Source organism: Acinetobacter soli, from assembly GCF_018139125.1.
Taxonomy (GTDB): Bacteria; Pseudomonadota; Gammaproteobacteria; order Pseudomonadales; family Moraxellaceae; genus Acinetobacter; species Acinetobacter soli.
Genome location: NZ_CP073241.1, coordinates 2,993,531 through 3,016,275 on the forward strand (window position 1 = coordinate 2,993,531; position 22,745 = coordinate 3,016,275).

A 22,745-nucleotide genomic window follows, 5' to 3' on the forward strand; every position below is an offset into this window, starting at 1 on the left:
AGGATTTGCCAGGCTTAAAAAGGCTTTGCCACATATGTTGTATACCGAAATTCCAACTCACCGTCCTGTTACGCCATTGTTAGATGAAATTAATCATCCGCAACAATTACGTCAGCTCGAACCTAGCCAACTGACACAGGTGGCTGATGAGTTGCGTCAGTTTATCTTGTATGCGGCAGGTCAAAGTGGCGGCCACTTTGGTGCCAATTTGGGCGTGATCGAATTAACGGTTGCTCTACACTATTGTTTTAATACACCAAATGACCGTCTCATTTGGGATGTGGGACATCAGGCCTATCCGCACAAAGCACTTACAGGTCGTCGTGAACAACTGACGACTATTCGTGCTCAAAATGGTCTTGCGGCTTTTCCTGCACGCGAAGAATCGGTATTTGATACCTTTGGTGTCGGGCATTCGTCTACTGCAATTTCCGCAGGTTTGGGCATGTCACTGGCACGCCGCTACCAAAAAAATCCGTGTGAGGTGGTCAGTATTGTAGGCGATGGTGCCATGACTGCAGGTATGGCATTTGAAGCCATGAATGATGCCGTCGCTCACAACGCAGATCTGATTGTCGTCCTCAACGATAACGACATGTCGATTTCATGTAGTACCGGTGGTTTTGCCAAACACTTGGCTGCCATTTGGGAAAAAGGTCATTTGGTCAATATCGATGCAGAGGGGCAGGCTTATGTCCAGCCGCATCCGCAGTGGACCTATAATTCACGCCTGCATCAGTCGGCTACCGATGCAGCTGATAACTTATTTAAAGCGATTGGGTTTGATTATTTTGGTCCCTTTGATGGCCATGATGTCAATCAGCTTGTTGATGTGTTCCATGCCCTCAAAAAACGCAAAGGGCCACGTTTAATTCACGTATATACCAAAAAAGGCAAAGGTTTTATCCCGGCCGAAGCCGATCCGATTACTTATCATGCGATTAGTAAAGTCGCGCCTGTGACCACCGCGCCAGCCAAGAAATCACCGCCTAAATATTCCGATGTATTCGGACAGTGGTTATGTGATGAAGCGGCGCAAGACTCACGCTTAATGGCAATTACGCCAGCGATGTGTGAAGGTTCGGGTATGGTCAAATTTGCTCAGCAGTATCCAGAGCGTTTTTTTGATGTGGCGATTGCCGAGCAGCATGCGGTCACGTTGGCTGCTGGCATGGCCTGTGAAGGGCTTAAACCTGTTGTGGCAATTTATTCGACTTTCTTACAGCGTGGTTATGATCAGTTGGTTCATGATGTGGCGTTACAAAATCTGGATGTGACGTTTGGTATTGATCGTGCGGGACTTGTCGGTGAAGATGGTCCGACGCATGCAGGTGCATACGATTATGCTTACATGCGTACAGTGCCAAATCTGATCATCATGGCGCCTAAAGATGAAAACGAGTGCCGTCAGATGCTGCATACCGCTTATGAGTATCCAGGCCCGGCTGCGGTACGCTATCCGCGTGGTGCAGGCTTAGGCGTTGAGATTCAGTCAAATCTGAGCAAACTGGAAATCGGTAAGGCTGAGGTGGTCTTTGAGTCGAGTACGACTCACGATGAGCAAATCACGATTTTAGCATTTGGAAGCCGCGTTGCTGTTGTAGTCGAGGCAGCACAACAATTGACGCAAAAATATGATGTAGGCGTATCTGTGGTCAATATGCGTTTTGTCAAACCGCTTGATGAGCAAATCATTCGCGATCTGGCTGAACGCACGCATTTATTTGTGACGGTTGAAGAGCATGCGGTCATGGCTGGTGCAGGCAGTGCAGTCAATGAGTACTTGGCTCAGGCGCAAATCTTGAAGCCTGTTTTGAATTTGGGATTACCAGATACTTTCATTCATCAAGCTACACATGCCCAGATGCTAAAAAATTGTGGATTGGATGCTGAGGGGATCCAAAACGCAATTGAAAAGGCTTGGTTAAGGATTGTACAAGCGGTTTAAACAGATTCCGCTAAAAAAACTCGAATTTATTTACCAAAAGGCGCGGCAATTTGATAGAATTGCCGCGCTTTTATGCATTATTCTTTGTCAAAATCTTCAAATTTGTAGTGGGTGTTCAATGGAACCTATGGTGGTTATGGCTGCGCGAGCGGCTCAATTAGTTGGTCAAGAGCTTTTAAAAGCACATCAGAATCGTCACAAGCTCGACCTACAAGTTGAAGAGAAAGGCATTGAAGGTCCGGTAACGCGCGTTGACCGATATCTCGAGCAACTCACGATCGATACCCTTCGTAAAAGTTACAAAAACCATAGCTTCTTGGGCGAAGAGTTTGGTCTGCAAGAAGGCAAAGGCCACGATGCAGACTGGTGCTGGGTGATCGACCCGCTGGATGGCACACAAAACTTTATCAATGGTTTCCCTCATTTTTGTATTTCAATTGCAGTTCAGCACAAAGGTGTGACCCAGCACGGTGTGATCTACGATCCTGTACGCGACGAAATGTTCTCTGCAAGTCGTGGTCGTGGTGCGGTCATGAACCAGCGCCGTATCCGCGTAAATGTTCGTGAAAATTTAGAAAATACGTTCTTGGCTGTAGGCCACCCATACCGTGCTAAACGTAATGGTGAAATCGTTTCTTATGCCGAGCAACATTTTGCATCATTGCTTGCAGTCACTAAAGCTGGTGCTCACATCCGCCGTGCAGGTTCTGCTGCACTCGATTTGGCCTATGTGGCTGCGGGCCGTTTTGATGGTTTCTTTGAAGTAGGCCTAAAACCGTGGGATATCGCTGCAGGTGAGCTGATTGTAAAAGAAGCTGGCGGCGTTATGGTGGATGCACGCGGTGGACATGATTCGTTTGAAAATGGTCAAGTGCTTGCGACCTCAATGAAAATGCTTAAACCACTGATGCAAACCGTGGTGCCTGCATGGGGTGAAATGGCGAAATAATCGCCATGTGGTTGAGTTTACTTAAAAAAACACCCTCATCAAGAGGGTGTTTTTTTACCAGATGGACCATTTAAAGGCCTCAAAAAAGAACATATTATGAAAAAACTGAGAAATAAGGTGACTTTTAAAAAGTTTCTGCTATAATATCGCAACGCACTTAAATTTCCGTTCATTACCTGAACATTCTGTTCTATTCATTGTATGCGCACGCTGTCCATAGAGAGGACCATTCATTGCGCCCAAATCGCTCAGCGATTCTTCAGGTTCCGGCCGTAATCATGCGTGCGTATAGTCTACATCGTCGTTATTCGGATTGCTGCTGAATTTCATATTATTCAGCCTAAGATGCCGTGCCGCCTTTTGTCGATGTCCATATTTGTATTTATTAAAATGGAGCACCCATTAGGGTGAAACTCTCTATGAGCAAAACTTTTGCCGATTTCTCTCTACACGAATCTCTACAAAATGCACTACAGGATCTTGGTTTTACTAGCCCGACTCCTGTTCAAGAACAAGCAATTCCTGCTGCTTTAGAAGGTAAAGATCTTTTAGTTTCTAGCCAAACTGGTTCTGGTAAAACTGCAGCATTTTTGTTGCCAACACTTCATGCACTTGCGGGTCAAGATACGTTCCTTCCATTTAAAGAACGTATGCGCGCCGTAACTCAACCGAATATTCTTGTCATTTCACCAACGCGTGAACTTGCACAGCAAGTCAGTCAAGATGCGATTGCATTCGTTCGCCACATGAAAGGCGTACGTATTGCTGCAATCATGGGCGGTATGCCTTTTGCTAAGCAAATTCAGCAACTTAAAGGCGCTCAAGTAGTTGTTGCAACGCCAGGTCGTTTGCTTGACTTGGTTAACCGTCGTCAACTTAAACTTGATAAAGTTGATGCGTTAATTGTTGATGAAGCTGACCGTATGCTTGATCTTGGTTTCTCTGAAGACCTAGAAGCGATTAGCGAATTGGCTGCTAACCGTAAGCAGACTTTAATGTTCTCTGCAACATTTGCAGATCGTATCATTCGTCTTGCTGAATGCATGATGCAAGATCCACAGCGTATTGCCATTGAAACGGGTCATTCAACCAACACTGATATTACCCAAACACTTCACTGGACAGATGGTTTTGAGCACAAGAAAAAATTGCTTACCCATTGGTTAAGTGATGAAAAAATGGATCAGGCTGTTGTGTTTGCAAGCACGCAAGAAGACACTGACATGTTAGCTGAAGAACTTGCTGAAGCGGGTCATTCAGTTGTTGCTTTGCACGGTGCAATGCCACAAACCGTACGTAACCGTCGTTTGCGCAGCATCCGTGAAGGTAAAGCAAAAATCTTGGTTGCAACTGACGTAGCAGCACGTGGTCTAGATGTACCAACTATTTCACACGTGATCAACTTCGGCTTACCAATGAAGCATGAAGATTACGTTCACCGTATTGGCCGTACTGGCCGTGCAGGTCGTACTGGTCAAGCTATTACACTTGCAACTTACCGCGAGCGTGGCAAGATTCGTGCGCTTGAAGACTACCTAGATGCGCGTTTAAGCGTTTCTGAAATTGAAGGTCTTGAGCCATCTCCACCGCCTGCACGTTCAGGCCGTGATGGTGGTGGTCGTGGTCGCGGCGGTAATGGCCGTGGTGGTCGTGATGGCGGTGGTCGTAGCTTTGGCGGCGGCGGTCGTCGTTTTGAAGGTGAAGGTAACTTCAAACGTCGCGAAGGTGGTCGTGATGATCGCCCACGTCGTAGCTTCGATGATAGCCCACGTGGTGAGCGTCCGTTTGGTGGTGAAGACCGTCCGCGTCGCGAATTTAACTCAGATCGTCCACGCCGTGAAGGCGGTTTTGATGACCGTCCAAAGCGTAGCTTCGGTGGTGAAGATCGTCAACGTCGCGAATTTAACTCAGATCGTCCACGCCGTGAAGGTGGTTTTGATGACCGTCCAAAGCGTAGCTTCGGTGGTGAAGATCGTCCGCGTCGCGAATTTAACTCAGATCGTCCACGCCGTGAAGGTGGCTTCAACGATAAACCGCGTTTCGATTCAAACGATGACAACCGTGGCAATCGCGTAGATTACAAGCCACGTCGTGAAGGCGGTTTTGGTGATCGTCCTAAGCGTGACTTTGGCGATCGTCCTGCACGTCGTGAAGGTGGTTTTGGTGATCGTCCACAGCGCTCTTTTGGTGATGACCGTCCAAAGCGTAGCTTCGGTGGTGAAGATCGTCCAAAACGTAGCTTTGGTGGCGAAGACCGTCCAAATCGTGGTACGAAAGAAGAATTTTTCAATCGTGAATCAGGTGATCGTCGTCGCAAAAACGACCGTTAATTCACAAAAGTAAATAAAAAGCTGGCTTCGGCCAGCTTTTTTATTGTGATAAAACTGTGTAAAATGATCAATATTGAGAATCATATCAAGAAATTTTATATAAATGCGTAATCAAAAACATCACCATGGCTCAGGCTTCATTAAGGCGCTTATGACACGCGCTTGGTGGTTGCCGTGCTTAAGTTTTGTCTTGATGTTATGTAATATTTTCTATTTCTCTTATTATTTTTACCAAGATTAATACGCGTTTTGTCTGTGCTTTTTCAGCAACATCACCTGGATGAATGAAACGCTGCATTGTCAAAATAATAACAATCCTGAGCAGTTTCAGTGCTATATTATGCAAGCATTAAAAAAATGCAGGAATCTACTCTGCTATGAATAATTTAACGTCATCCTTTTCTGACGCTTTAATTGACGTCCAAAATCTAAGTTTCAATCGCGGCGATCGTATCATTTATGACAACATTAGTTTGTCTATTCGTCGTGGTCAGATTACAGCGATTATGGGGCCGTCAGGAACAGGTAAGACGACTTTGTTGCGTCTGATTGGTGGGCAGTTGAGTCCAGATCAAGGACAAGTTTTACTAGACGGTAAAAATATTGCCAGCATGACGCGTCACGAACTCTTTGCGGCGCGCGCCCGAATGGGAATGTTGTTCCAAAGCGGTGCTTTATTTACCGATATGTCCGTCTATGAAAATGTTGCGTTCCCTATCCGAGCGCATACCAAACTGCCTGAGCATCTGATTGCCGAACTCGTGGGGTTAAAGCTGGAGTCGGTTGGCCTGCGTGGTGCAGAGCACTTGATGCCAACCGAACTTTCTGGCGGGATGAATCGACGCGTTGCGCTGGCACGTGCAATTGCGCTCGATCCAGATCTGATTATGTACGATGAGCCTTTTGCAGGCCAAGATCCGATTGTCAAAGGTGTGTTAACCCGTTTAATCCGATCTTTGCGTGAAGCACTTGATCTGACCACTATTATTGTTTCGCATGATGTACCTGAAACTTTATCGATTGCAGACTATATTTACGTGGTTGCAGAAGGCAAGATTCAGGGTGAAGGCACACCCGAAGCATTGCAATCGAATGCTTCGGCCTATGTGAAACAGTTCCTGACAGGATCAGCTGAAGGGCCTGTCGAATATCAATTTAGTCAGCGCGCTTATTTAGATAAAGAGGTATCGCCATGAATGCGATCGCTTGGCTGGGCCGGCTTGTGATAGAGCGCGTTCGAGGGATTGGTGTTGCGGCCCTGATGCTATTGCAGATTTTATTTTCCATGCCATCTTCTGGCGGTTTTTCTCGGTTTATTTACCAGATGTACCGTGTTGGGGTCATGTCACTGTTGATCATAACCGTCTCGGGCTTGTTTATTGGCTTGGTTATCGGCTTACAAGGCTACTCAATTTTAGTAAATGTAGGCAGTGAAGCAATGCTGGGCACCATGGTGTCTTTGACCTTGCTGCGTGAACTGGCACCTGTTGTTGCTGCATTACTTTTTGCCGGTCGAGCAGGTTCTGCACTGACCGCGGAAATTGGCTCGATGAAACAGAGCGAGCAATTGGCCAGTATGGAAATGATCGGTGTCGATCCACTTAAGCAAATTGTCTCGCCACGTCTTTGGGCTGGAATTGTGAGCTTGCCGATGCTTACCGTGATTTTTGCTGCCATCGGAATTTTAGGCGGCAAAATGGTGGGGGTCGATTTTCTGGGCGTCGACGAAGGTTCTTTCTGGAGTGGTATGCAAAGCAATGTCCAGTTTGGTCACGATGTCGTCAATGGCATTATTAAAAGTATCGTATTTGCTCTGGTATGTACTTGGATTGCAGTGTATCAAGGCTATGCATGCGATCCAACGCCTGAGGGGATTGCTACCTCAATGACGCGAACGGTGGTGTATTCGTCATTGTGTGTACTGGGTTCAGATTTTGTTTTGACTGCGGTCATGTTCGGAGGTATTTAATGAAATCACGTACAAGTGAGCTGGCCGTTGGAATATTTGTGATTATTTTCGGTGTGGCATTGTTCTTTTTAGCCATGAAAGTGAGTGGCCTTGCTGGGACCAATCTTAGCGATCCGTATAAAATGACCGCGCAGTTTGACAATGTCAACGGTTTAAAGCCGCGTGCCAAAGTCACCATGAGCGGCGTGACCATTGGGCGGGTTGAGTCTATTACGCTTGACCCAGTGACCCGCTTAGCTACTGTTTCGTTTGATTTAGATGGCAAACTTACCACATTTAATGCACAGCAACTTAAAACGGTTGAGAAAAATGCACTTGAGGAACTGCGTTACAGCGCAGACTATCAAGCTGCTGCTCCAGCACAACAAAAAACGATGGAACAGCAACTAATTAATAACATGAAATCCATCACCAGTATCGATGAAGATGCTTACATTATGGTATCGACAAATGGGTTATTGGGTGAGAAGTATCTCAAGATCGTGCCGGGTGGTGGTCTGAACTACCTCAAGCGTGGTGAAGCAATTTCAAATACCCAAGGTACGATGGATCTTGAAGATCTAATTAGCAAATTTATTACGGGTGGTGCCGGTAAATCATCAACAAACTCTACGGGCAATACGGCCGAGCCAGCTTCTTCTGAAGCACAGCCGTCATTTACCGAGTAATTATTAGGAAGCATGCACATGAATACATTATTTAAGCAAACGCTCACCGCAAGTGTTTTATCTTCAATGTTGATGGGAACAGCTTTTGCTGCACCCGCTGAAGCACCGCCAGCGTTTATTAAACGTGTTGCAGATGGCCTGATTACACGTTTGAAAACCGATCATGCCAAATTGCAAAACAATCCAGCGGCGGTCAAAGCGATCGTTCGTCAAAACCTTGATCCGTATATTGATTCACAAGCCTTTACCCGTATTGTTATGGGCACTTATGCAACCAATCAATACAGTAATGCGGCTCAGCGTGCGCAGTTTGAAAATAACTTCCGTGAAACACTGATTGAAAATTACGGTACGGCTTTTGCGAAGTACAGCAACCAGTCTTATACCATGCGTCCATACAAAGAAACCGGAAGTAAAAATCCTGTTGTGACGCTAGACTTCAATAACAACGGTGAAAAAATTCCAGTGTCGTTCCAGTTGGCAGACAAAGGGTCACAATGGAAAATTCGTAACATCAATGTATCTGGTATCGATTTAGGCTTGCAGTTCCGTAACCAGTTTGCGGCAACCGTGAAGCGTAACGGTGGTGATCTTGATAAAGCCATTGCGAATTTCCAGCCAGATGCGGATGCCGCAGTCAAAAAGAAATAATGCAGGTTTAACGTGATTCAGTTTCTAGATCAGCAGTTGGTCGTTTCTGGGCAAATCGACTTTGACAATGCACAGGCCATGTGTGAGCAAGGGCATCAACTGATTGCCCAGCACTCGACTTTTCCTTTGGTGGTGAATCTGAGTCAGTTGAAAAATGGCAATACCTTGGCCTTGGCGGTGCTAATTCAGTGGCTTCGCTCGACACCTCAGGCACAGGGGCTGCATTTTCAAGATGTACCTGCAAAAATGCTCAAGATCATTCAAGCCTCGCATCTGCAAGATGATTTGGTACTGATTTGAGCCAGTTTCAAAAACAAAAAAAGCACTGCCATGGCAGTGCTTTTTTTAAATCCATTTTTTCCAGCGGAAATAAATCATTGGCCCAACAAATGACACCATAATGATCATGGCAACCACTAAAAAGCTCATGGCGCCATGTGCAAAGGGCAGTTCTTGTGTATTCATGCCGTAGATACTCGCCACCAGCATCGGTGGCGCTAGCATACTTGGCAAGATCGAGAAGCGACGAATTGTATCGTTCTGTTCGGTGTTAATGAAACCAGACGTGGTGTCGAGTAAGAAACGCACCTTTTGAAACAAGAAGGCATCATGTTCGACCAGCGAGCGAACATCTTCGCTGAGCTCGCGAATATCGGCATCATAAATATGACTGCCCAGCGCGCGCGGACGTGCCAAAAAGGTTAATACACGGCGTAAATCAATCAGACACAGCTGGGCTTTTCCCAACACGTCTTCTTGTTGAGCCAGACGGGTAATCATGTCGTCGAGATCCAGCATCTGTTCGCGATGATGATTATTCAGAACTTCTGTGGAGTATTTTTCAAGATCCTTGTGGATATCTTCCAAGATATCCGCAAGCTCGTCTAGTTTGGCTTCGAGCAAACCCAGTAATATCCATGTCGGATCTTTATAATCCATGTCATAGTCATTACGCCGCGCACGGGCACGAAAGGCCCGAAACGCCACCAGTTTTTCACCACGCAAAGTAAACAGACGGTCTTTATGCAAAATAAATGCGACAGTTTGTACCATCGCCAAAATATTGCTGCTGTCTTCTGTATCACCGTCAACTTGATAGTTTTTATTTTTCGTTAAAAAATAAGTACTGATATGCAAAATTCCATCGTCATCGCGGTAGAATCGAGCAGATGAAGAAATGTCTTCGAGAGATTTCAGTGTAGGTAAATTACGATCATATGCATCGAGTACCCATTGTTGTTCTTCTTGAGAGGGTGCAATGAGGTCAATCCAGACCAATTCTGGATGCAGATCGAATCCACCATTGATGGTGGCATCTTCCAGACTACCGCGCTCTGTGGCATAAAAGGCTTCAAGCATAATGTCTTTTCTCCCTTGCGCAGTACGGGGGTAAATGAATGCGTGTATTTTAGACAAGGATTAGGTCAAAAACACTCGTTGTTGCGTTAATTTTGAAAAAAATCTTTCTAAAGCTTACTTTGTAAGCATGACAACTTCACAACATGGTAAAAAATCTATGAATTCAGTTTGTATTTTTTGTGGTTCTGCTGTTGGTACTGATCCTGTGTTTATTCAAGCGGCGCAAGCGACTGGGCAACTAATTGCCCAGCAAGGCAAAACGCTGGTGTATGGTGGTGGTCGTTCGGGACTTATGGGTGTTGTTGCAGACTCGGCGTTGCAGGCTGGCGGGCGCGTAATTGGCGTGATTCCAACTGCATTGGTCGACCGTGAGTTGGCACATCCGCATTTAACCGAACTACATGTGGTAAAAAATATGCATGAGCGTAAAACCAAAATGGCCGAGCTTTCGGATGGTTTTATCGCTTTACCGGGTGGCGCAGGTACACTCGAAGAAATTTTTGAGCAATGGACATGGGCACAGCTGGGTATTCATCAAAAACCATGTGCCTTTTTAAATGTACGTGGCTTTTACGATGCACTTTTAAACATGATTCAGGGCACCGTCGATAACGGATTCACTCAATCACGTTTTGTCGAGAAGCTGATTGCATCAGATGATATTCAGAGTATTTTAGAACAGTTTGAACACTATCAACCCGCCATGCCAAAATGGGGCGAACATGCCAAGGTTCATCCGTGAGCGATAATCTGACTACGAAAACCATTCGGGTGGCTGCTGCGATTATTTTCAATGATGATCAGCAGCTTTTACTAGTACGAAAACGCAATACCAGGTTTTTTATGCAAGTGGGTGGCAAGCTTGAAGCCAACGAATCCAGTGAAGCGGCGATTATACGTGAAACCTTTGAAGAAACCGGATGTCATAGCCACATTGTGCAGAGCTTGGGTCGTTTTGAAACTCAGGCAGCCAATGAGCCAGATCACGGCTTGATTGCAGATGTATACTTATTGCAGCTAGAAGGACAGCCACAGATTCAAGCCGAAATTGCTCAGATGAAGTGGATAAGTGTAGATGACCAGCACACGCCTCTTGCACCGCTCACCCGTGAAATAGTTTTACCGTGGTGTGTGAATTATCTGGCTTCACGTGAAACAGAGGCCGCAGCGACACAGATCGGATAAATGCGTTGGCATCCTAATGTGGTGAGTGCTTGAGACAAGGCGTAAATTGAGCTGCCTGTCGTGACTACATCATCGATAATCATGACCCGCCGAAAGCGAGTGCGCACACGCAAATCGGGTACGAATTGCTGCTCAATACCCGCGATGCGCTCTAATCGGCTTAAGCCCTTTTGTGTGTGTTCAGCCCGACGCAGCACGGGTTGCCATATGGGAAGGTTAAGCTGTTTGGCGACACCTTCAGCAATCAGCATCGCTTGATTATAACCACGTTCACAAAGCCGCGCTGTCGAAATCGGCATTGGCACAATGGCCTGAACCCGCGGTAAGGGAAGTTGCAAAATCAGTTGCGTGAGTAAGCGCTGATGATGCAGTTTTTCATGGTATTTAAATTGCTGCACAATCTGATTGATCGGGTCGGCATATTCACATGCTGCCTGAATGTTCAATTCATGGCGCAGCACCGAATCATTGAGCCACGGCAGATCTTGCCAGCAATCTGTGCAAATGACGTATGGACTGTGTGCGGCAGAATGACCGCACAGCGGACAATGTCGCGTGTGCTGCCAGAGCGTGTGTAATGAATGATACACTGCCTTAAACATAGGCATATCGCGGCGCTTCTGGCAACCAGCGTCTTAGTAGCGCATCGGCCTGTTCCGGATAATCACTGAGCATTTGCCCCGCGACATAATGCGCCTGCGTAAGAAGATGATCATCTCGCTCCAGTTTGGCCACACGAAAATTCATGTCACCGGTTTGTTTGGTGCCGAGAAGTTCTCCCGGACCACGCAGTTCAAGGTCTTTTTCGGCAATCACAAAGCCATCATTGCTTTCACGTAAGATAGACAAACGCTCTTGACCATTTTGAGACAGTGGATGCTTGTAAAGCAACACACAAAAACTCGCTTGAGCGCCACGTCCTACTCGGCCACGTAACTGATGCAGCTGCGATAAGCCTAGCCGCTCTGCATTTTCAATCACCATAATCGAGGCATTCGGCACATCGACGCCCACTTCAATTACAGTGGTGGCGATCAGTAATTGCAATTCGTTGGCTTTAAATGCAGCCATGACTGCCTGCTTTTCGTCTGCTTTCATTTTGCCATGTACCAATCCCACTTTGAGCTCGGGAAAGCGTGACAAAATTTCCTCATAGGTGGCTTGCGCTGCTTGCGCATCTAGTGTTTCAGATTGCTCTACCAGTGTGCACACCCAATAGGCCTGTTTGCCGTCTTTACAGTTATTGGCAATTCGATTGAGTACTTCTTCGCGTCGATCGAGTGGAATGGTCACGGTCTGAATCGGTGTTCGTCCCGGGGGAAGTTCATCAATCACCGAGGTATCCAGATCTCCATAAGCGCTCATGGCGAGAGTACGTGGAATCGGTGTGGCGGTCATCACTAACTGATGCGGGGTCAGATGATCAACACCTTTATTGCGCAGTGCCAAACGCTGATCAACTCCAAAGCGATGTTGTTCATCGATAATCACCAAGCCAAGTTTGGCAAATTCGACATTGTCTTGAAATAGCGCATGTGTTCCGACCACCAACTGCGCTTGACCAGTTTGAATCAATTGTTCTGCATGTGCTCGGGCTTTGCCCTTTTGTTTGCCAGATAACCATGCCACTTGAATATTTAAAGGTTCAAACCAGCGTTTAAAATTTAGATAATGCTGTTCGGCCAGAATTTCAGTGGGTGCCATCAGCGCAACTTGCCACTCTGCTTCCAGCGCATGGCAAGCAGCCACAGCAGCCACCAAGGTTTTACCTGCACCGACATCACCTTGTACCAGCCGCAGCATCGGCTCGGGGCGCTGCAAATCTTTGGCAATTTCATGAGATACCCGCTTTTGAGCTTGCGTCATATGAAAGGGTAGCTGTGCCAGTAAGGCTTTAGCCAAAACCTGACTGTAGGAAAAGGGTGGGGCGGCAATCTGGCGAATATAGGCACGGCGGGTCAGCAAACTAATTTGATGTGCCACCAGCTCTTCAAAGATCAAACGCTGCTGTGCAGGATGAGATCCTTGCGCCAGCTGTTGCATATTGGCATTGAGTGGTGGTTCATGAATGTAGTGCAATGCTTCTTTTAAAGCATAGCCATTGGTAAATTTCTCTGGCAAAAGCTCAGGCAGCTGGTCGCTAAACTGCGCCAAGGCCTGTTTAATATAGTCTCTTAACTTGGTCTGAGTTAGCCCTTCGGTGCTCGGATAAATGGCAGTCAGTTGAGTTTTCGGGAGCGGGGTATGCTCTCGAATAACTTGTATTTCAGGATGATACAGTTCTAACCCACGTGCACCAACGCGTACTTCACCAAATATTCGTAAGCGATTTCCCGGGGTGAGTTTATCGGTCAAACCTTTATATAGATAATAAAATCGTAAAGTCACTTTACCAAAATCATCCTGGACCAGTGCAGCCACGGATTTTCGTTTTCCTGGTGGAAAATCAACTGATTTTACCCATCCCTCTAGCAGGTAGGTACGACCGACCACGAGTTGGTTCATCGCAATAACCGTGCTACGATCTTCGTAATCACGAGGCAAATGAAACAACAAATCGTCTGTATTAAACAGATGAAGTTTCTCAAGTAAACTGGCGGCTGCCGCTCCAACGCCTTGCAAATGATGGACTGAAGTCATGTCCCTCCAACTCAGGATGTCCGATGCATATTTTATTTATTGGCTATGGTAAAACATCTCAGCGCGTTGCTAAACAATTATTTATGCGCGGTCATCAAATTAGCGCCGTGAGTCGCCACCCCAAACCAGCGGATTTTGCAGATCATATAACGCAAGATATTCATACACTCGATTTATCGGGCTGTCGCCCTATAGATTGGGTATATGTTTTACTTTCTCCTGAAAGTAGCGATCCAGCAAATTACCGTCGTACTTATCTGGAGAGTGTCCAGCCAATTGCAGATGTACTCAAACATCATCCAGTTCAGCGTGTGGTCGTGGTTTCCTCAACGCGGGTTTATGGTGCCCAGCAATCGGGCGAATGGGTCGACGATCACACCATTCCCGAGCCTGCCGATGAACAGGCCAAGTATTTACTTGCCATGGAGCAGGCGTGGCATCAAGCCTATCCGCAGCGTAGTATTGTAGTTCGACCAAGTGGAATTTACGGCAATTCAGTTACACGGATGCGCAAGCTGGCTCAAAGTACCCAGACTTATCCTGCAGTTCATTATAGCAACCGGATTCATATTGATGATCTGGCTGGCTTTTTGGCTTATCTGACAACACTGGATTCGTTTAAACCCGTGTATCTGGTCAGTGATGGGCGGCCTTATCCATTGCATGAAATTATTCAGTGGTTTCAGTTACAACTTCACTTACCACAGCTCCGGCTTGAGCGTACGTGTCTGACTGGAAAACGAATTATGGCACGTGATTTTATTGCATCGGGCTATGAGTTGCAGTTACCCGACTGCTTTAGCGTGTATCGTGCTCAGCTCGATTCTACAGCACCGACTGCTCAAGATTAATCTGGCTTGACTGTGCTGACTTTTCATCATGTCACTTGGGGCATGGTGCTCAGTGCGCAAACACCGTAAGGTGAATGCTGAAACATATCAATGATTAAAATAAAAAAAGACGATGACATGATGCAATTAAAAGTTTTATTGGGAATTGGGCTTTACTTACTTGCTGTGCAAAGCTGGGCGCTTGAGACTGCATGGTGTGTCTATGATCCGGTCGGTCCGCAAGGCGAGATTAGCCGCCGTGCTCAAGATATTGCGCAATACGCGCAGTCTCAGCAAGTGAAAATTACGCTGAAAAGTTATAAAAATGAGCAAGATGCACTAAAGCAATTTGATCAGGGCTATTGCTCAGGTGTGATGGCAACGAATTTTCATACCCGTCAGTACAACCAGTTTATGGGCGGTACGGCAGGTGTTGGCTTTGTTTCCAGTCATCAGGTTGCCAAAAGTTTTATGCAGATGCTGAGCAATCCGAGCCTTAAGCCGCACATGGTGCAAGGAGAGTTTGAAGCGCTGGGTATGATTCCGCTGGGTATGGCCTACATGGTGCTTAAGCGTACCGACATTAACAGTGTCAGTGATTTAAAAAATAAGAAAATTGCAGTGTTAGCAGCAGATTTACCACAAATTGCGCTGGTACAGTCAGTTCGTGCCCAGCCAGTACCCGTGCAGCTTGAATCTGCTGTGGATGCTTTTAAACACAATCAGGTTGATATCTTGCCAGCGCCTATTTTTGCGCTACGACCTTACAATCTTGAACGAGAATTCGGTTCGTCCATTCGTGTGGTGAACTTTCCGTTGTCTTATGTGGCGATAAATGTGGTGATCCGGCACGCACAGTATCCAAAAGGCTTTGGTCAAAGTATGCGAAGTTGGTTTGCCTTGCATAGCGCCAGTTTGATTGCACAGACGATTCGCTGGGAAAATGGTATATCGTCGTATTATTGGATGGATGTATCTTATAGAGAGAAGCAGGCGTATGAATTGATTCTAGCCAGAGTGCGTCAACAGTTTATTCGCTCGAAATATTACGATCCGGCCTTTGTGGCTTTAATTTTACGCTTGCGCTGTATGGATGATCCACGTTATTTCGAATGTCAATTTCGTTAAAGGTACAGCCTAGCGAACTAGACTGTACCATCAAAACGATTATTTCTTTTTACGTTTTAAACGACGCTTGGCTTGTTGAGATGCCATCGCTTCGAGCGCACTCTTTAGCTCTTCATCGCTAAACGTTGTAATGTGCTGCAGCATCTGCAAAGTGGCTTCATCGAGGACCAGTTTGGCGCCTTCAGCCATATTGCTAAAGTTGCGGTCAAACTCAATCGCACCTTCAGAATTGGTTTTGATATAACCTTGCTGGGTCAGTACTTTCAGGAAGCTTTGAAACAGTGCCTTATCAAAAAATTCTGGCGAGTTGAACTCATACAGCACCGATAAACGCTGTCCGAGCAAATGACTTAAGTCTTCCACTTGCTTGGCCGAAATATTGCCAGAGCCACGCTGAGCAATTAAAGCCAAAGTCATGTAATAGCGCTCTAGACTTTGCTTCACGGGTGCAGCCAGAATCACCAGCTGATTATGTTCTTCCGAGTTTGGTGCCAAGCTGACCAGATCACCGTCTTGATCGATTTCAATCACACCCGATGCAATAAGCGCATCGACATAACGATCAATTTCTGTGATCAACGCGTCGCGGGACCATTTCAAAAATAGCTCGGCTTGTAAGAACGGATACAAGGTGCGAATGACATTGTGCAAATCTTTACGGCTGACTTTACCATTGTGTTCAACCAGTGAAGCCACCAGTGACGGCAACACAAACGCATGCAGAATATTATTACGGAAGTAGGTCAGTAATACCGCCTGATTGTCTTCAATCGCAATAATATCGCCCAATGCATGCTGAACACGCTTGATCAACTTTAACTTCAAACCGTAGGCAATGATTTCTTTGCCCGACAACGAAGTTACTTGACTACGTTCATCGTAAGGCTGCTGAGCCATCAAGTTGCGATAGGCATCGAGCTGCTTAATACACAATTCTTCATCGAGCGTGTGCTTTGGTGTAGCCAGTAAAATTAGTGACAACAGCGACACCGGATTAATCACAACTGCACGGTTAATATTTTCTAAAATGGCATGTGCTGAACTGTTAATGGCCTGCGAAACTTCATTTGGCAGCGGATCATCATTTTTCTCAATTTTGATCTGATCGGCATTGTGCGCTTTGAGCATATCATCGAGAAAAACTGGCTCACCAAAGTTGACATGAACCTTACCAAAAATTCGCTCGATTTTACGCAGGGTTTTTAAAATGCCTAGTACCGATTCCGCTTCTTTTGGATTTCCTTGCATTTCGCCTACATAGGTTGAGCCTTCCATCAGGCGCTCATAACCAATGTAGGTCGGTAAAAACACAATCGGCTTGGCACGGCCACGTAAATGGCCGTGAATGGTCATGGCCAGCATGCCGGTTTTAGGAGGCAATAAACGACCTGTACGTGAACGACCGCCTTCAATGAAGTATTCCAGTGGCGTGTTGCGAGACAAAATGCTGTACAGATATTCTTTAAATACCGATGTATACAGGCCATTGCCACGGAAAGAGCGACGAATAAAGAATGCACCGCCACCACGCAGTAACTGCCCGACAAAAGGTAAGTTCAGGTTATCGCCTGCGGCAATGTACGGCACCATCAGACCACGTTTATAAATCACATACGACAGCAGCAGATAGTCGATATGACTACGATGACAAGGGGTATAAATAATCTCGTAGTCTTTGGCAAGTTCGCGCACGGTGCTGAAGTTATGCACCTCAACGCCATCGTAAAGCTGTGTCCAAAGACGGGTGAGAGCCATATCGGCAAAACGCACGGCAGAATGCGAATAATCCGATACGATTTCATTGAGATAACCAATGGCACGACTCTCGGCTTCTAGCATGCTGATTTTAGAGCGAATACTTTCACGGCGAATTGCATCTTGCACATCGCGTGCCTTAATCAGTGATTCCATCACATTGCGTCGATCAGATAAATCCGGGCCAAGCACCACTTCACGCTGACGATCTAGAAAATCATTTAAGGTGCTGATGATATAGGTGGCCGGAGACAAATTCGGATAATGTGTCTTGGCATATTCCACCAACTGACGAAGCGATTGAGATTCATGAAACTCAAGATAAGACTGGCGTCCGTGTAAACCAATATTCACCAGTTGCTTGATTTTGCTTGGGGTTGCCCACGTGTCGGTAAACAACAGCTTCACCCATGAATCTTCTTTATCCGGTGCACGTCCCCACAAGACTGTAACAGGCACCAGTTCGATATCGGCATCTGGATATTTTTCCAATACCTCAATCAAACGCAATAATCGTGGCGGAAATGCATGTGGCGGTGGATTTAGCAGATTACGCTCATCATGATGCTGTAAAAACAGTACCGAAGCCTTTTCCTGATGCTCAGCCACATGTAAAGGATCGAGCGCAGGTTTTAAGTGCAGGCGTCGCGTTTCACTGTCGACCACCAAGGCATTACTACGTGAGTAGTTTTGCAGTACATAGCACACAATCTTAGGCGAAAGAGATGCTTCTGATGCTGCGGATGGAGTTGGTTCAGCAGGGACCTCCCCAAGAACATGTGGAGTGACCACAAGGTCTAGCAACTTACTGGAAAGCCGTCGATACATCTGACCGAAGCCATGCTTGGACATAAAATCTCCTACTCAAACAACCAAACCCCAGCCACGCAGACCGGGTACAATGTGATGAATTGATTTGCAAAAACAATGCGCTATTTTCTGCTAATTTGTATGCAGAGTGCTAGCGTTTATCGTTAAAAATCGTATTTATACTGACAATTGGTAATGTGAAGTGTGATCTGTGACGCATTTAATGCCAAAGCTGAAACGCTGGATTTATGGCAAAATAGTTCAAAGATCATTACGCATTCACTCTCGCGCTATTTTTAATTTTGACATAGAAAAGGCATTCCATGAATACATTGACCCAAGAACTGGTTGAACTTTTATCACTGGAAAAGCTCGAAGAAAATCTGTATCGCGGCATGAGTCGCAACTTGGTTGGCAAACGCGTGTTTGGCGGTCAGGTACTCGGCCAGGCACTTCGTGCTGCATCGTATACCACGGATCGTCCGGCTCATTCCTTGCATGCCTATTTTTTATATGGTGGCGATATCCACGCGCCGATCGTATACGAAGTGAATCCGCTACGCGATGGTAAAAGTTTTGTTAGCCGTGAAGTGCGTGCCATTCAGCATGGTCGTACCATTTTTTCTGCCATGGTGTCTTTTGTTGCACCCGAAGAAGGCCTCAACTATCAAAATGATGCGCCAGTTTATCCTGCACCTGAAGACGTAAAATCGGAAGCCGAACTCAAACAAGGCATGATTGATTTTATTCCCGAAAACGTCCGTGCCAGCTTCATGCGCGAGCGTCATGTCGAGATTCGTCCAATTGATCCCGTAAATCCATTTCAGCCACAGCCCCAAGCGCCCACTAATGCACATTACATTCGCACGCATGATCAAATTCGTGGTGAGATGGATCAAGTGGCCCTACATCAGGCAATCGTGGCATTTTATTCAGATTTTACCCTCATGACCACTGCACTCAAGCCGCATGGACTTAGCTATATTTCGCCAAGCCTACAGTGTGCCAGTATCGATCATACGATTTATTTCCATCGTCCAGTCCGTGCAGACGAATGGATGCTGTACGACATGGATGCCACTGTCAGCAGCAGCTCAAGAGGGTTGAACTTTGGACGCATGTGGCAAAACGGCATGTTGGTGTGTAGTACGGTTCAAGAAGGTTTAATCCGCTTGCGTGAAATTGAAACTCAATAATTTCAGATGTTAAAAAGCACTCGATTCTTCGAGTAGAGCGTGTCATATTGCGGCTAACGAATTAAAAAAATGATGCATTATGAGCTTAAACATGCAGATTTTTATTGCTGCGGTGATTGGGGTTGTATTCGGACTCGTACTGAGCCTAAACCCTGAAACCGCATTCTTTTCCAGCAGTTTATATATCTTAAGTCTGATCAGTAGTATCTTTATTGGCCTACTTAAAATGCTGCTGATTCCGCTGATTTTTACCTCAATTGTGGTGGGGGTGTCTAACCTGCAAGCCAGTGGGCAGTTCAATCGAGTGTGGAAAATTACCGCGTTATGCTGTTTTACCACCACCACTTTTGCGCTGATTTTGGGAATTGGCTGTGCACATTTGTTCTCTGTTGGGCAGGGCATGGATATTGGTATATTTGCAGACGCCATGCAAAATCATCAAACGCCAGATACCCTGACGCCTTCGAGTTTTCTCACCAACTTTATTCAAAATACTCTGATCAATCCTTTTAAAGCCTTTGCTGAAGGGAATGTGCTGGCAGTGGTGGTCTTTGCTTTACTATTGGGTGCCGCACTGATCAAAGGTGGTGATCGCTTTCAGTCGGTCCGTGTGCTCAGTGTACAACTCTTCGATATCATGATGATGCTGGTCGGCTGGGTGATGAAACTGGCACCCCTTGGAATCTTGGCATTGCTGGCCAAACTCATCGCCACTGAAGATTTAAAAGTGCTGGGGAGTCTGGCTGAATTTGCTTTAGTGGTGACAGGAACCACGATTTTTCATGGTGCAGTGGTCTTGCCACTGTTATTGTGGATCTTTGGAAAAATGAATCCAATCACCTTTTTCAAAGGCACGCGACTGGCTCTGATTACTGCATTTGCAACCAGTTCGAGCTCGGCTACCATGCCCTTAAGTATGAAATGTGCGCAGGAAAATCTGAAAGTTCGACCACAAACAGCCGGATTTGTGATTCCACTGGGAACCCAGTTAAATATGGATGGCACAGCACTCTATGAAGCGGCGGCGGCCTTATTTATTGCCAATCTAATCGGGATGGATTTGAGCCTGACCCAGCAATTGATTGTGTGTCTAACGGCCATGATTGCCTCGTTGGGTGCCCCAGGCATTCCAAGTGCAGGAATGGTCACCATGATCATGGTATTGCAATCGGTCGGATTACCTGCTGAAGCGATTGCGATACTGCTACCGATTGATCGGATTCTGGATACCGTGCGGACAGTAGTGAATGTACAAGGCGATATGATGATCAGTGTTGTGGTCGATCGCTATGCCAAACAAGCCGAACCCCAATCCACTGAACTTTCCTAATGAAAAAAGCAGATCTTAAGATCTGCTTTTTTAAGCATCTGGTTTTTATGCGGCAGCTTGTAAGGCGCGTTTGGCAGCCGGAGAGCGGTTCAAATACGCGACCGCATCGTCTGTACTGCCTTCCTTCACAGGGTCATACCATGGCATTAAGTAGTCGATCTGCTGTGCAATCAACCAAATTGGACTAGGCAATAACTGATGGTCATGACGCGCTTGTTTATACCATTCTAACCAGATCCATGGACGGAACAGGCTCGGTTTATACTCGGCAAAGCGTGGGTCTTGTTTCATAATGTGCGCGGCACCATCTACCCAAAGTCCAAGCACACCAATAATCACGGCAACACTTAAATAATAGCGTGCAATATAGCCACCGCCTAAGTGTCGATACAAATCAAAAGCCACGGTACGGTGCTCGATTTCTTCTGCACCATGCCATTTCACTAAATCGAGCATTTCAGGATCGGCGCCCAACTGCTGCCATTTCTGGTTATAAAGCGCATATTTGCCCAATACGCAGGTCATGTGCTCGACGGTTGCGATTACACCTAAGCGAAACAAGTCCCAGTGCTTTTCAAGTGCAGCCGGAACGGTCAAGTTAAAAGGCTTGTCTGCCAGTGCTTTGGTGAATACAACATTCATGATATCCAGATTGCGCTGAATATCAATGTGGCGTGCGGAGAGATATTCTTTATTGGCCGACTGGTGTGCATTGGCATGCATGGCTTCTTGGCGTATAAACGCCTGTACGTCGAGTTTGAGCTTTTCGTCGGTAATTTGCGGTAAAACTTTGTTATAAAGACGACAAAACCAGAATTCACCAGCGGGCAAAATATTATTGATTTCATTAATAAAGTAGCTTGCAAACGGTTGGTTTGGAATCCAGTCAACGGGTGTGTTTTGCCAAACAAATTTTACTTTTCGCGGTTGAATACGATAATCAATAGACGATCCGGGAAGTTTCTTTTTTAAAAATGACAACATACTCATAATCATGTCCTAATCTGTTCTAAACAGAACAATGCATGCATTTGAGTATAAAAAAATGCCCCGATACATTGCTTTGCAATACGGGACATTCCATTGTCATTTGGTGATGATGTTAATCATTTTTTTGCGATTGTTCAGCATCATCTTCCGAATCTGTCTCGATATCCAAATCTGCATCGGAGACTTCAGGAATTGCGCTTAAATCAAAATGTTGTTCTTCGCTCAAGGTGAAGTTTAAACGACCAGCCATGACGCTGGCGAGCTCTTCAAGTCCTTGCTTGTTCAGTGATGAAAATAGCTGAATCGAGAAGTTAAGCTTCATTTTTTTCAAAGATTGCTTTACGTCCAAGAGCGCGGTATTGGCGGGGCCACGATTTAATTTATCGGCTTTGGTCAGTAAAATATGTACAAATAATTTACGTGCATGCGCCCATTCCAGCATCATGGTATCAAAGTGTTGCAGGGGATGGCGAATATCCATCAACAACACCAAGCCTTGTAAACTTTTACGATGGATCAAATAGTTTTCCAGCTCTTTTTGCCAGACACGTTTCATGTCTTCTGGAACTGCTGCATAGCCGTAACCAGGTAAGTCGACGAGACGTTGATCTGGATTACCCAAGCTGAAAAAGTTGATCATCTGCGTGCGTCCAGGTCTTTTAGAGGCACGTGCGAGCTGTTTTTGATTGGTGAGTGTGTTAATCGCGCTCGATTTACCTGCATTTGATCGGCCTGCAAATGCAATTTCGTAACCAGTATCTTCTACACACAGCGAAAGTTTCGGTGCACTCATCAGAAATTCAGCTTTACGCAACCAATTCAGGGATTTAACTGAATACTCTGTAATCGCAGGATCGGCTTTACGCTCATAACTAATTTTTTCTTTAGGTGCGAGTTTGGCCTTGGTATCTTTGGATTTCGCATAGCGATGCATAGAGCTTAACTTTTTCAATGATAAATACACGAGCCATTATAAAGGAAGTCTCGACATCTAGCGAATCGAATAC

Annotated in this window: 20 protein-coding genes; 14 read left to right on the plus strand and 6 right to left on the minus strand. The window is 45.9% G+C overall.

What is annotated here, in order from left to right; all coding sequences use genetic code 11:
* The first annotated feature begins 34 nt into the window (after window positions 1–34).
* From dxs to KCV09_RS13770, 8 genes are all read left to right on the plus strand, one after another.
* Window positions 35–1,948, plus strand: coding sequence for a 1-deoxy-D-xylulose-5-phosphate synthase (gene dxs, locus KCV09_RS13735; protein ID WP_212515286.1), 1,914 nt, complete (start codon window positions 35–37; stop codon window positions 1,946–1,948).
* A 118-nt stretch (window positions 1,949–2,066) separates the two neighbouring features.
* Entirely contained in the window at window positions 2,067–2,897 is an 831-nt protein-coding gene (locus KCV09_RS13740) for an inositol monophosphatase family protein (RefSeq protein WP_004934467.1), read from the plus strand.
* 419 nt (window positions 2,898–3,316) lie between these two features.
* Window positions 3,317–5,227, plus strand: a complete 1,911-nt coding sequence (locus KCV09_RS13745) for a DEAD/DEAH box helicase (RefSeq protein ID WP_212515288.1) — start codon at window positions 3,317–3,319, stop codon at window positions 5,225–5,227.
* A 377-nt stretch (window positions 5,228–5,604) separates the two neighbouring features.
* The gene (locus KCV09_RS13750) at window positions 5,605–6,423 is read left to right on the plus strand and encodes an ABC transporter ATP-binding protein (RefSeq protein ID WP_104123878.1); all 819 of its coding nucleotides are present in this window, start codon (window positions 5,605–5,607) and stop codon (window positions 6,421–6,423) included.
* Window positions 6,420–7,196, plus strand: a complete 777-nt coding sequence (gene mlaE, locus KCV09_RS13755) for a lipid asymmetry maintenance ABC transporter permease subunit MlaE (protein WP_004934483.1) — start codon at window positions 6,420–6,422, stop codon at window positions 7,194–7,196. The genes KCV09_RS13750 and mlaE overlap by 4 nt, the downstream gene beginning before the upstream one ends.
* Complete coding sequence (gene mlaD, locus KCV09_RS13760; RefSeq protein ID WP_004934486.1) at window positions 7,196–7,864, plus strand: outer membrane lipid asymmetry maintenance protein MlaD; 669 nt, start codon at window positions 7,196–7,198, stop codon at window positions 7,862–7,864. Before mlaE ends, mlaD begins: the two co-directional genes overlap by 1 nt.
* An 18-nt stretch (window positions 7,865–7,882) precedes the next feature.
* Complete coding sequence (locus KCV09_RS13765; protein ID WP_004934488.1) at window positions 7,883–8,515, plus strand: MlaC/ttg2D family ABC transporter substrate-binding protein; 633 nt, start codon at window positions 7,883–7,885, stop codon at window positions 8,513–8,515.
* A 12-nt stretch (window positions 8,516–8,527) separates the two neighbouring features.
* On the plus strand, window positions 8,528–8,815 hold the full coding sequence (locus KCV09_RS13770) for an STAS domain-containing protein (protein ID WP_025095677.1): 288 nt from the start codon (window positions 8,528–8,530) through the stop codon (window positions 8,813–8,815).
* Between the two features lie 45 nt (window positions 8,816–8,860).
* Here the strand turns inward: KCV09_RS13770 and KCV09_RS13775 are convergent, their stop codons facing one another.
* Window positions 8,861–9,874 (minus strand): CorA family divalent cation transporter, encoded by a 1,014-nt coding sequence (locus tag KCV09_RS13775; protein WP_004934494.1) that lies wholly within the window; start codon window positions 9,872–9,874, stop codon window positions 8,861–8,863.
* A gap of 157 nt (window positions 9,875–10,031) precedes the next feature.
* Between KCV09_RS13775 and KCV09_RS13780 the strand changes: the two genes are divergently transcribed.
* Both KCV09_RS13780 and KCV09_RS13785 read left to right on the plus strand, forming a co-directional pair.
* Entirely contained in the window at window positions 10,032–10,616 is a 585-nt protein-coding gene (locus KCV09_RS13780; RefSeq protein WP_025095676.1) for an LOG family protein, read from the plus strand.
* A complete protein-coding gene (locus KCV09_RS13785) occupies window positions 10,586–11,059 on the plus strand; it encodes an NUDIX hydrolase (protein ID WP_171495897.1) in 474 nt (157 codons plus the stop codon). Before KCV09_RS13780 ends, KCV09_RS13785 begins: the two co-directional genes overlap by 31 nt.
* On the opposite strand, the gene KCV09_RS13790 is transcribed toward KCV09_RS13785, so the two are convergent.
* On the minus strand, window positions 11,011–11,667 hold the full coding sequence (locus KCV09_RS13790) for a ComF family protein (protein WP_048763050.1): 657 nt from the start codon (window positions 11,665–11,667) through the stop codon (window positions 11,011–11,013). The two genes, KCV09_RS13785 and KCV09_RS13790, sit on opposite strands and share 49 nt — an antisense overlap.
* Window positions 11,654–13,699, minus strand: a complete 2,046-nt coding sequence (gene recG / locus KCV09_RS13795; RefSeq protein ID WP_151746503.1) for an ATP-dependent DNA helicase RecG — start codon at window positions 13,697–13,699, stop codon at window positions 11,654–11,656. Before recG ends, KCV09_RS13790 begins: the two co-directional genes overlap by 14 nt.
* A 23-nt stretch (window positions 13,700–13,722) precedes the next feature.
* Between recG and KCV09_RS13800 the strand changes: the two genes are divergently transcribed.
* Both KCV09_RS13800 and KCV09_RS13805 read left to right on the plus strand, forming a co-directional pair.
* Entirely contained in the window at window positions 13,723–14,550 is an 828-nt protein-coding gene (locus KCV09_RS13800) for an NAD(P)H-binding protein (protein ID WP_212515289.1), read from the plus strand.
* Between the two features lie 117 nt (window positions 14,551–14,667).
* Window positions 14,668–15,657: a putative solute-binding protein gene (locus KCV09_RS13805; protein WP_228301563.1), complete on the plus strand. Its 990-nt coding sequence runs from the start codon at window positions 14,668–14,670 to the stop codon at window positions 15,655–15,657.
* A 39-nt stretch (window positions 15,658–15,696) separates the two neighbouring features.
* On the opposite strand, the gene plsB is transcribed toward KCV09_RS13805, so the two are convergent.
* Window positions 15,697–18,264, minus strand: coding sequence for a glycerol-3-phosphate 1-O-acyltransferase PlsB (gene plsB, locus KCV09_RS13810; RefSeq protein ID WP_212515290.1), 2,568 nt, complete (start codon window positions 18,262–18,264; stop codon window positions 15,697–15,699).
* Window positions 18,265–18,545: 281 nt separating this feature from the next.
* On the opposite strand from plsB, the gene KCV09_RS13815 reads away from it, so the two are divergent.
* Together KCV09_RS13815 and KCV09_RS13820 are read left to right on the plus strand one after the other, a co-directional pair.
* On the plus strand, window positions 18,546–19,418 hold the full coding sequence (locus KCV09_RS13815; protein WP_004934510.1) for an acyl-CoA thioesterase: 873 nt from the start codon (window positions 18,546–18,548) through the stop codon (window positions 19,416–19,418).
* 79 nt (window positions 19,419–19,497) lie between these two features.
* Window positions 19,498–20,748, plus strand: a complete 1,251-nt coding sequence (locus KCV09_RS13820) for a dicarboxylate/amino acid:cation symporter (RefSeq protein ID WP_025095669.1) — start codon at window positions 19,498–19,500, stop codon at window positions 20,746–20,748.
* Window positions 20,749–20,793: 45 nt separating this feature from the next.
* Here the strand turns inward: KCV09_RS13820 and KCV09_RS13825 are convergent, their stop codons facing one another.
* Window positions 20,794–21,741: a metal-dependent hydrolase gene (locus tag KCV09_RS13825; protein ID WP_171495282.1), complete on the minus strand. Its 948-nt coding sequence runs from the start codon at window positions 21,739–21,741 to the stop codon at window positions 20,794–20,796.
* 109 nt (window positions 21,742–21,850) lie between these two features.
* Window positions 21,851–22,672 carry a ribosome biogenesis GTP-binding protein YihA/YsxC gene (gene yihA, locus KCV09_RS13830; RefSeq protein ID WP_004934518.1) on the minus strand — a complete coding sequence of 274 codons (822 nt, stop codon included), beginning with the start codon at window positions 22,670–22,672 and terminating at the stop codon, window positions 21,851–21,853.
* Window positions 22,673–22,745 lie beyond the last annotated feature (73 nt).

What these genes read in the sequence shown, in the direction of transcription:
- plsB (WP_212515290.1), bottom strand. Translation starts at nt 18,264, where the DNA reads ATGTCCAAGCATGGCTTCGGTCAGATGTATCGACGGCTTTCCAGTAAG.
- recG (WP_151746503.1), bottom strand. Translation starts at nt 13,699, where the DNA reads ATGACTTCAGTCCATCATTTGCAAGGCGTTGGAGCGGCAGCCGCCAGT.
- dxs (WP_212515286.1), top strand. Translation starts at nt 35, where the DNA reads ATGTTGTATACCGAAATTCCAACTCACCGTCCTGTTACGCCATTGTTA.
- yihA (WP_004934518.1), bottom strand. Translation starts at nt 22,672, where the DNA reads ATGCATCGCTATGCGAAATCCAAAGATACCAAGGCCAAACTCGCACCT.
- KCV09_RS13745 (WP_212515288.1), top strand. Translation starts at nt 3,317, where the DNA reads ATGAGCAAAACTTTTGCCGATTTCTCTCTACACGAATCTCTACAAAAT.
- KCV09_RS13775 (WP_004934494.1), bottom strand. Translation starts at nt 9,874, where the DNA reads ATGCTTGAAGCCTTTTATGCCACAGAGCGCGGTAGTCTGGAAGATGCC.
- KCV09_RS13790 (WP_048763050.1), bottom strand. Translation starts at nt 11,667, where the DNA reads ATGCCTATGTTTAAGGCAGTGTATCATTCATTACACACGCTCTGGCAG.
- KCV09_RS13815 (WP_004934510.1), top strand. Translation starts at nt 18,546, where the DNA reads ATGAATACATTGACCCAAGAACTGGTTGAACTTTTATCACTGGAAAAG.
- KCV09_RS13820 (WP_025095669.1), top strand. Translation starts at nt 19,498, where the DNA reads ATGAGCTTAAACATGCAGATTTTTATTGCTGCGGTGATTGGGGTTGTA.
- KCV09_RS13765 (WP_004934488.1), top strand. Translation starts at nt 7,883, where the DNA reads ATGAATACATTATTTAAGCAAACGCTCACCGCAAGTGTTTTATCTTCA.
- mlaE (WP_004934483.1), top strand. Translation starts at nt 6,420, where the DNA reads ATGAATGCGATCGCTTGGCTGGGCCGGCTTGTGATAGAGCGCGTTCGA.
- mlaD (WP_004934486.1), top strand. Translation starts at nt 7,196, where the DNA reads ATGAAATCACGTACAAGTGAGCTGGCCGTTGGAATATTTGTGATTATT.
- KCV09_RS13740 (WP_004934467.1), top strand. Translation starts at nt 2,067, where the DNA reads ATGGAACCTATGGTGGTTATGGCTGCGCGAGCGGCTCAATTAGTTGGT.
- KCV09_RS13805 (WP_228301563.1), top strand. Translation starts at nt 14,668, where the DNA reads ATGATGCAATTAAAAGTTTTATTGGGAATTGGGCTTTACTTACTTGCT.
- KCV09_RS13780 (WP_025095676.1), top strand. Translation starts at nt 10,032, where the DNA reads ATGAATTCAGTTTGTATTTTTTGTGGTTCTGCTGTTGGTACTGATCCT.
- KCV09_RS13750 (WP_104123878.1), top strand. Translation starts at nt 5,605, where the DNA reads ATGAATAATTTAACGTCATCCTTTTCTGACGCTTTAATTGACGTCCAA.
- KCV09_RS13785 (WP_171495897.1), top strand. Translation starts at nt 10,586, where the DNA reads ATGGGGCGAACATGCCAAGGTTCATCCGTGAGCGATAATCTGACTACG.
- KCV09_RS13800 (WP_212515289.1), top strand. Translation starts at nt 13,723, where the DNA reads ATGCATATTTTATTTATTGGCTATGGTAAAACATCTCAGCGCGTTGCT.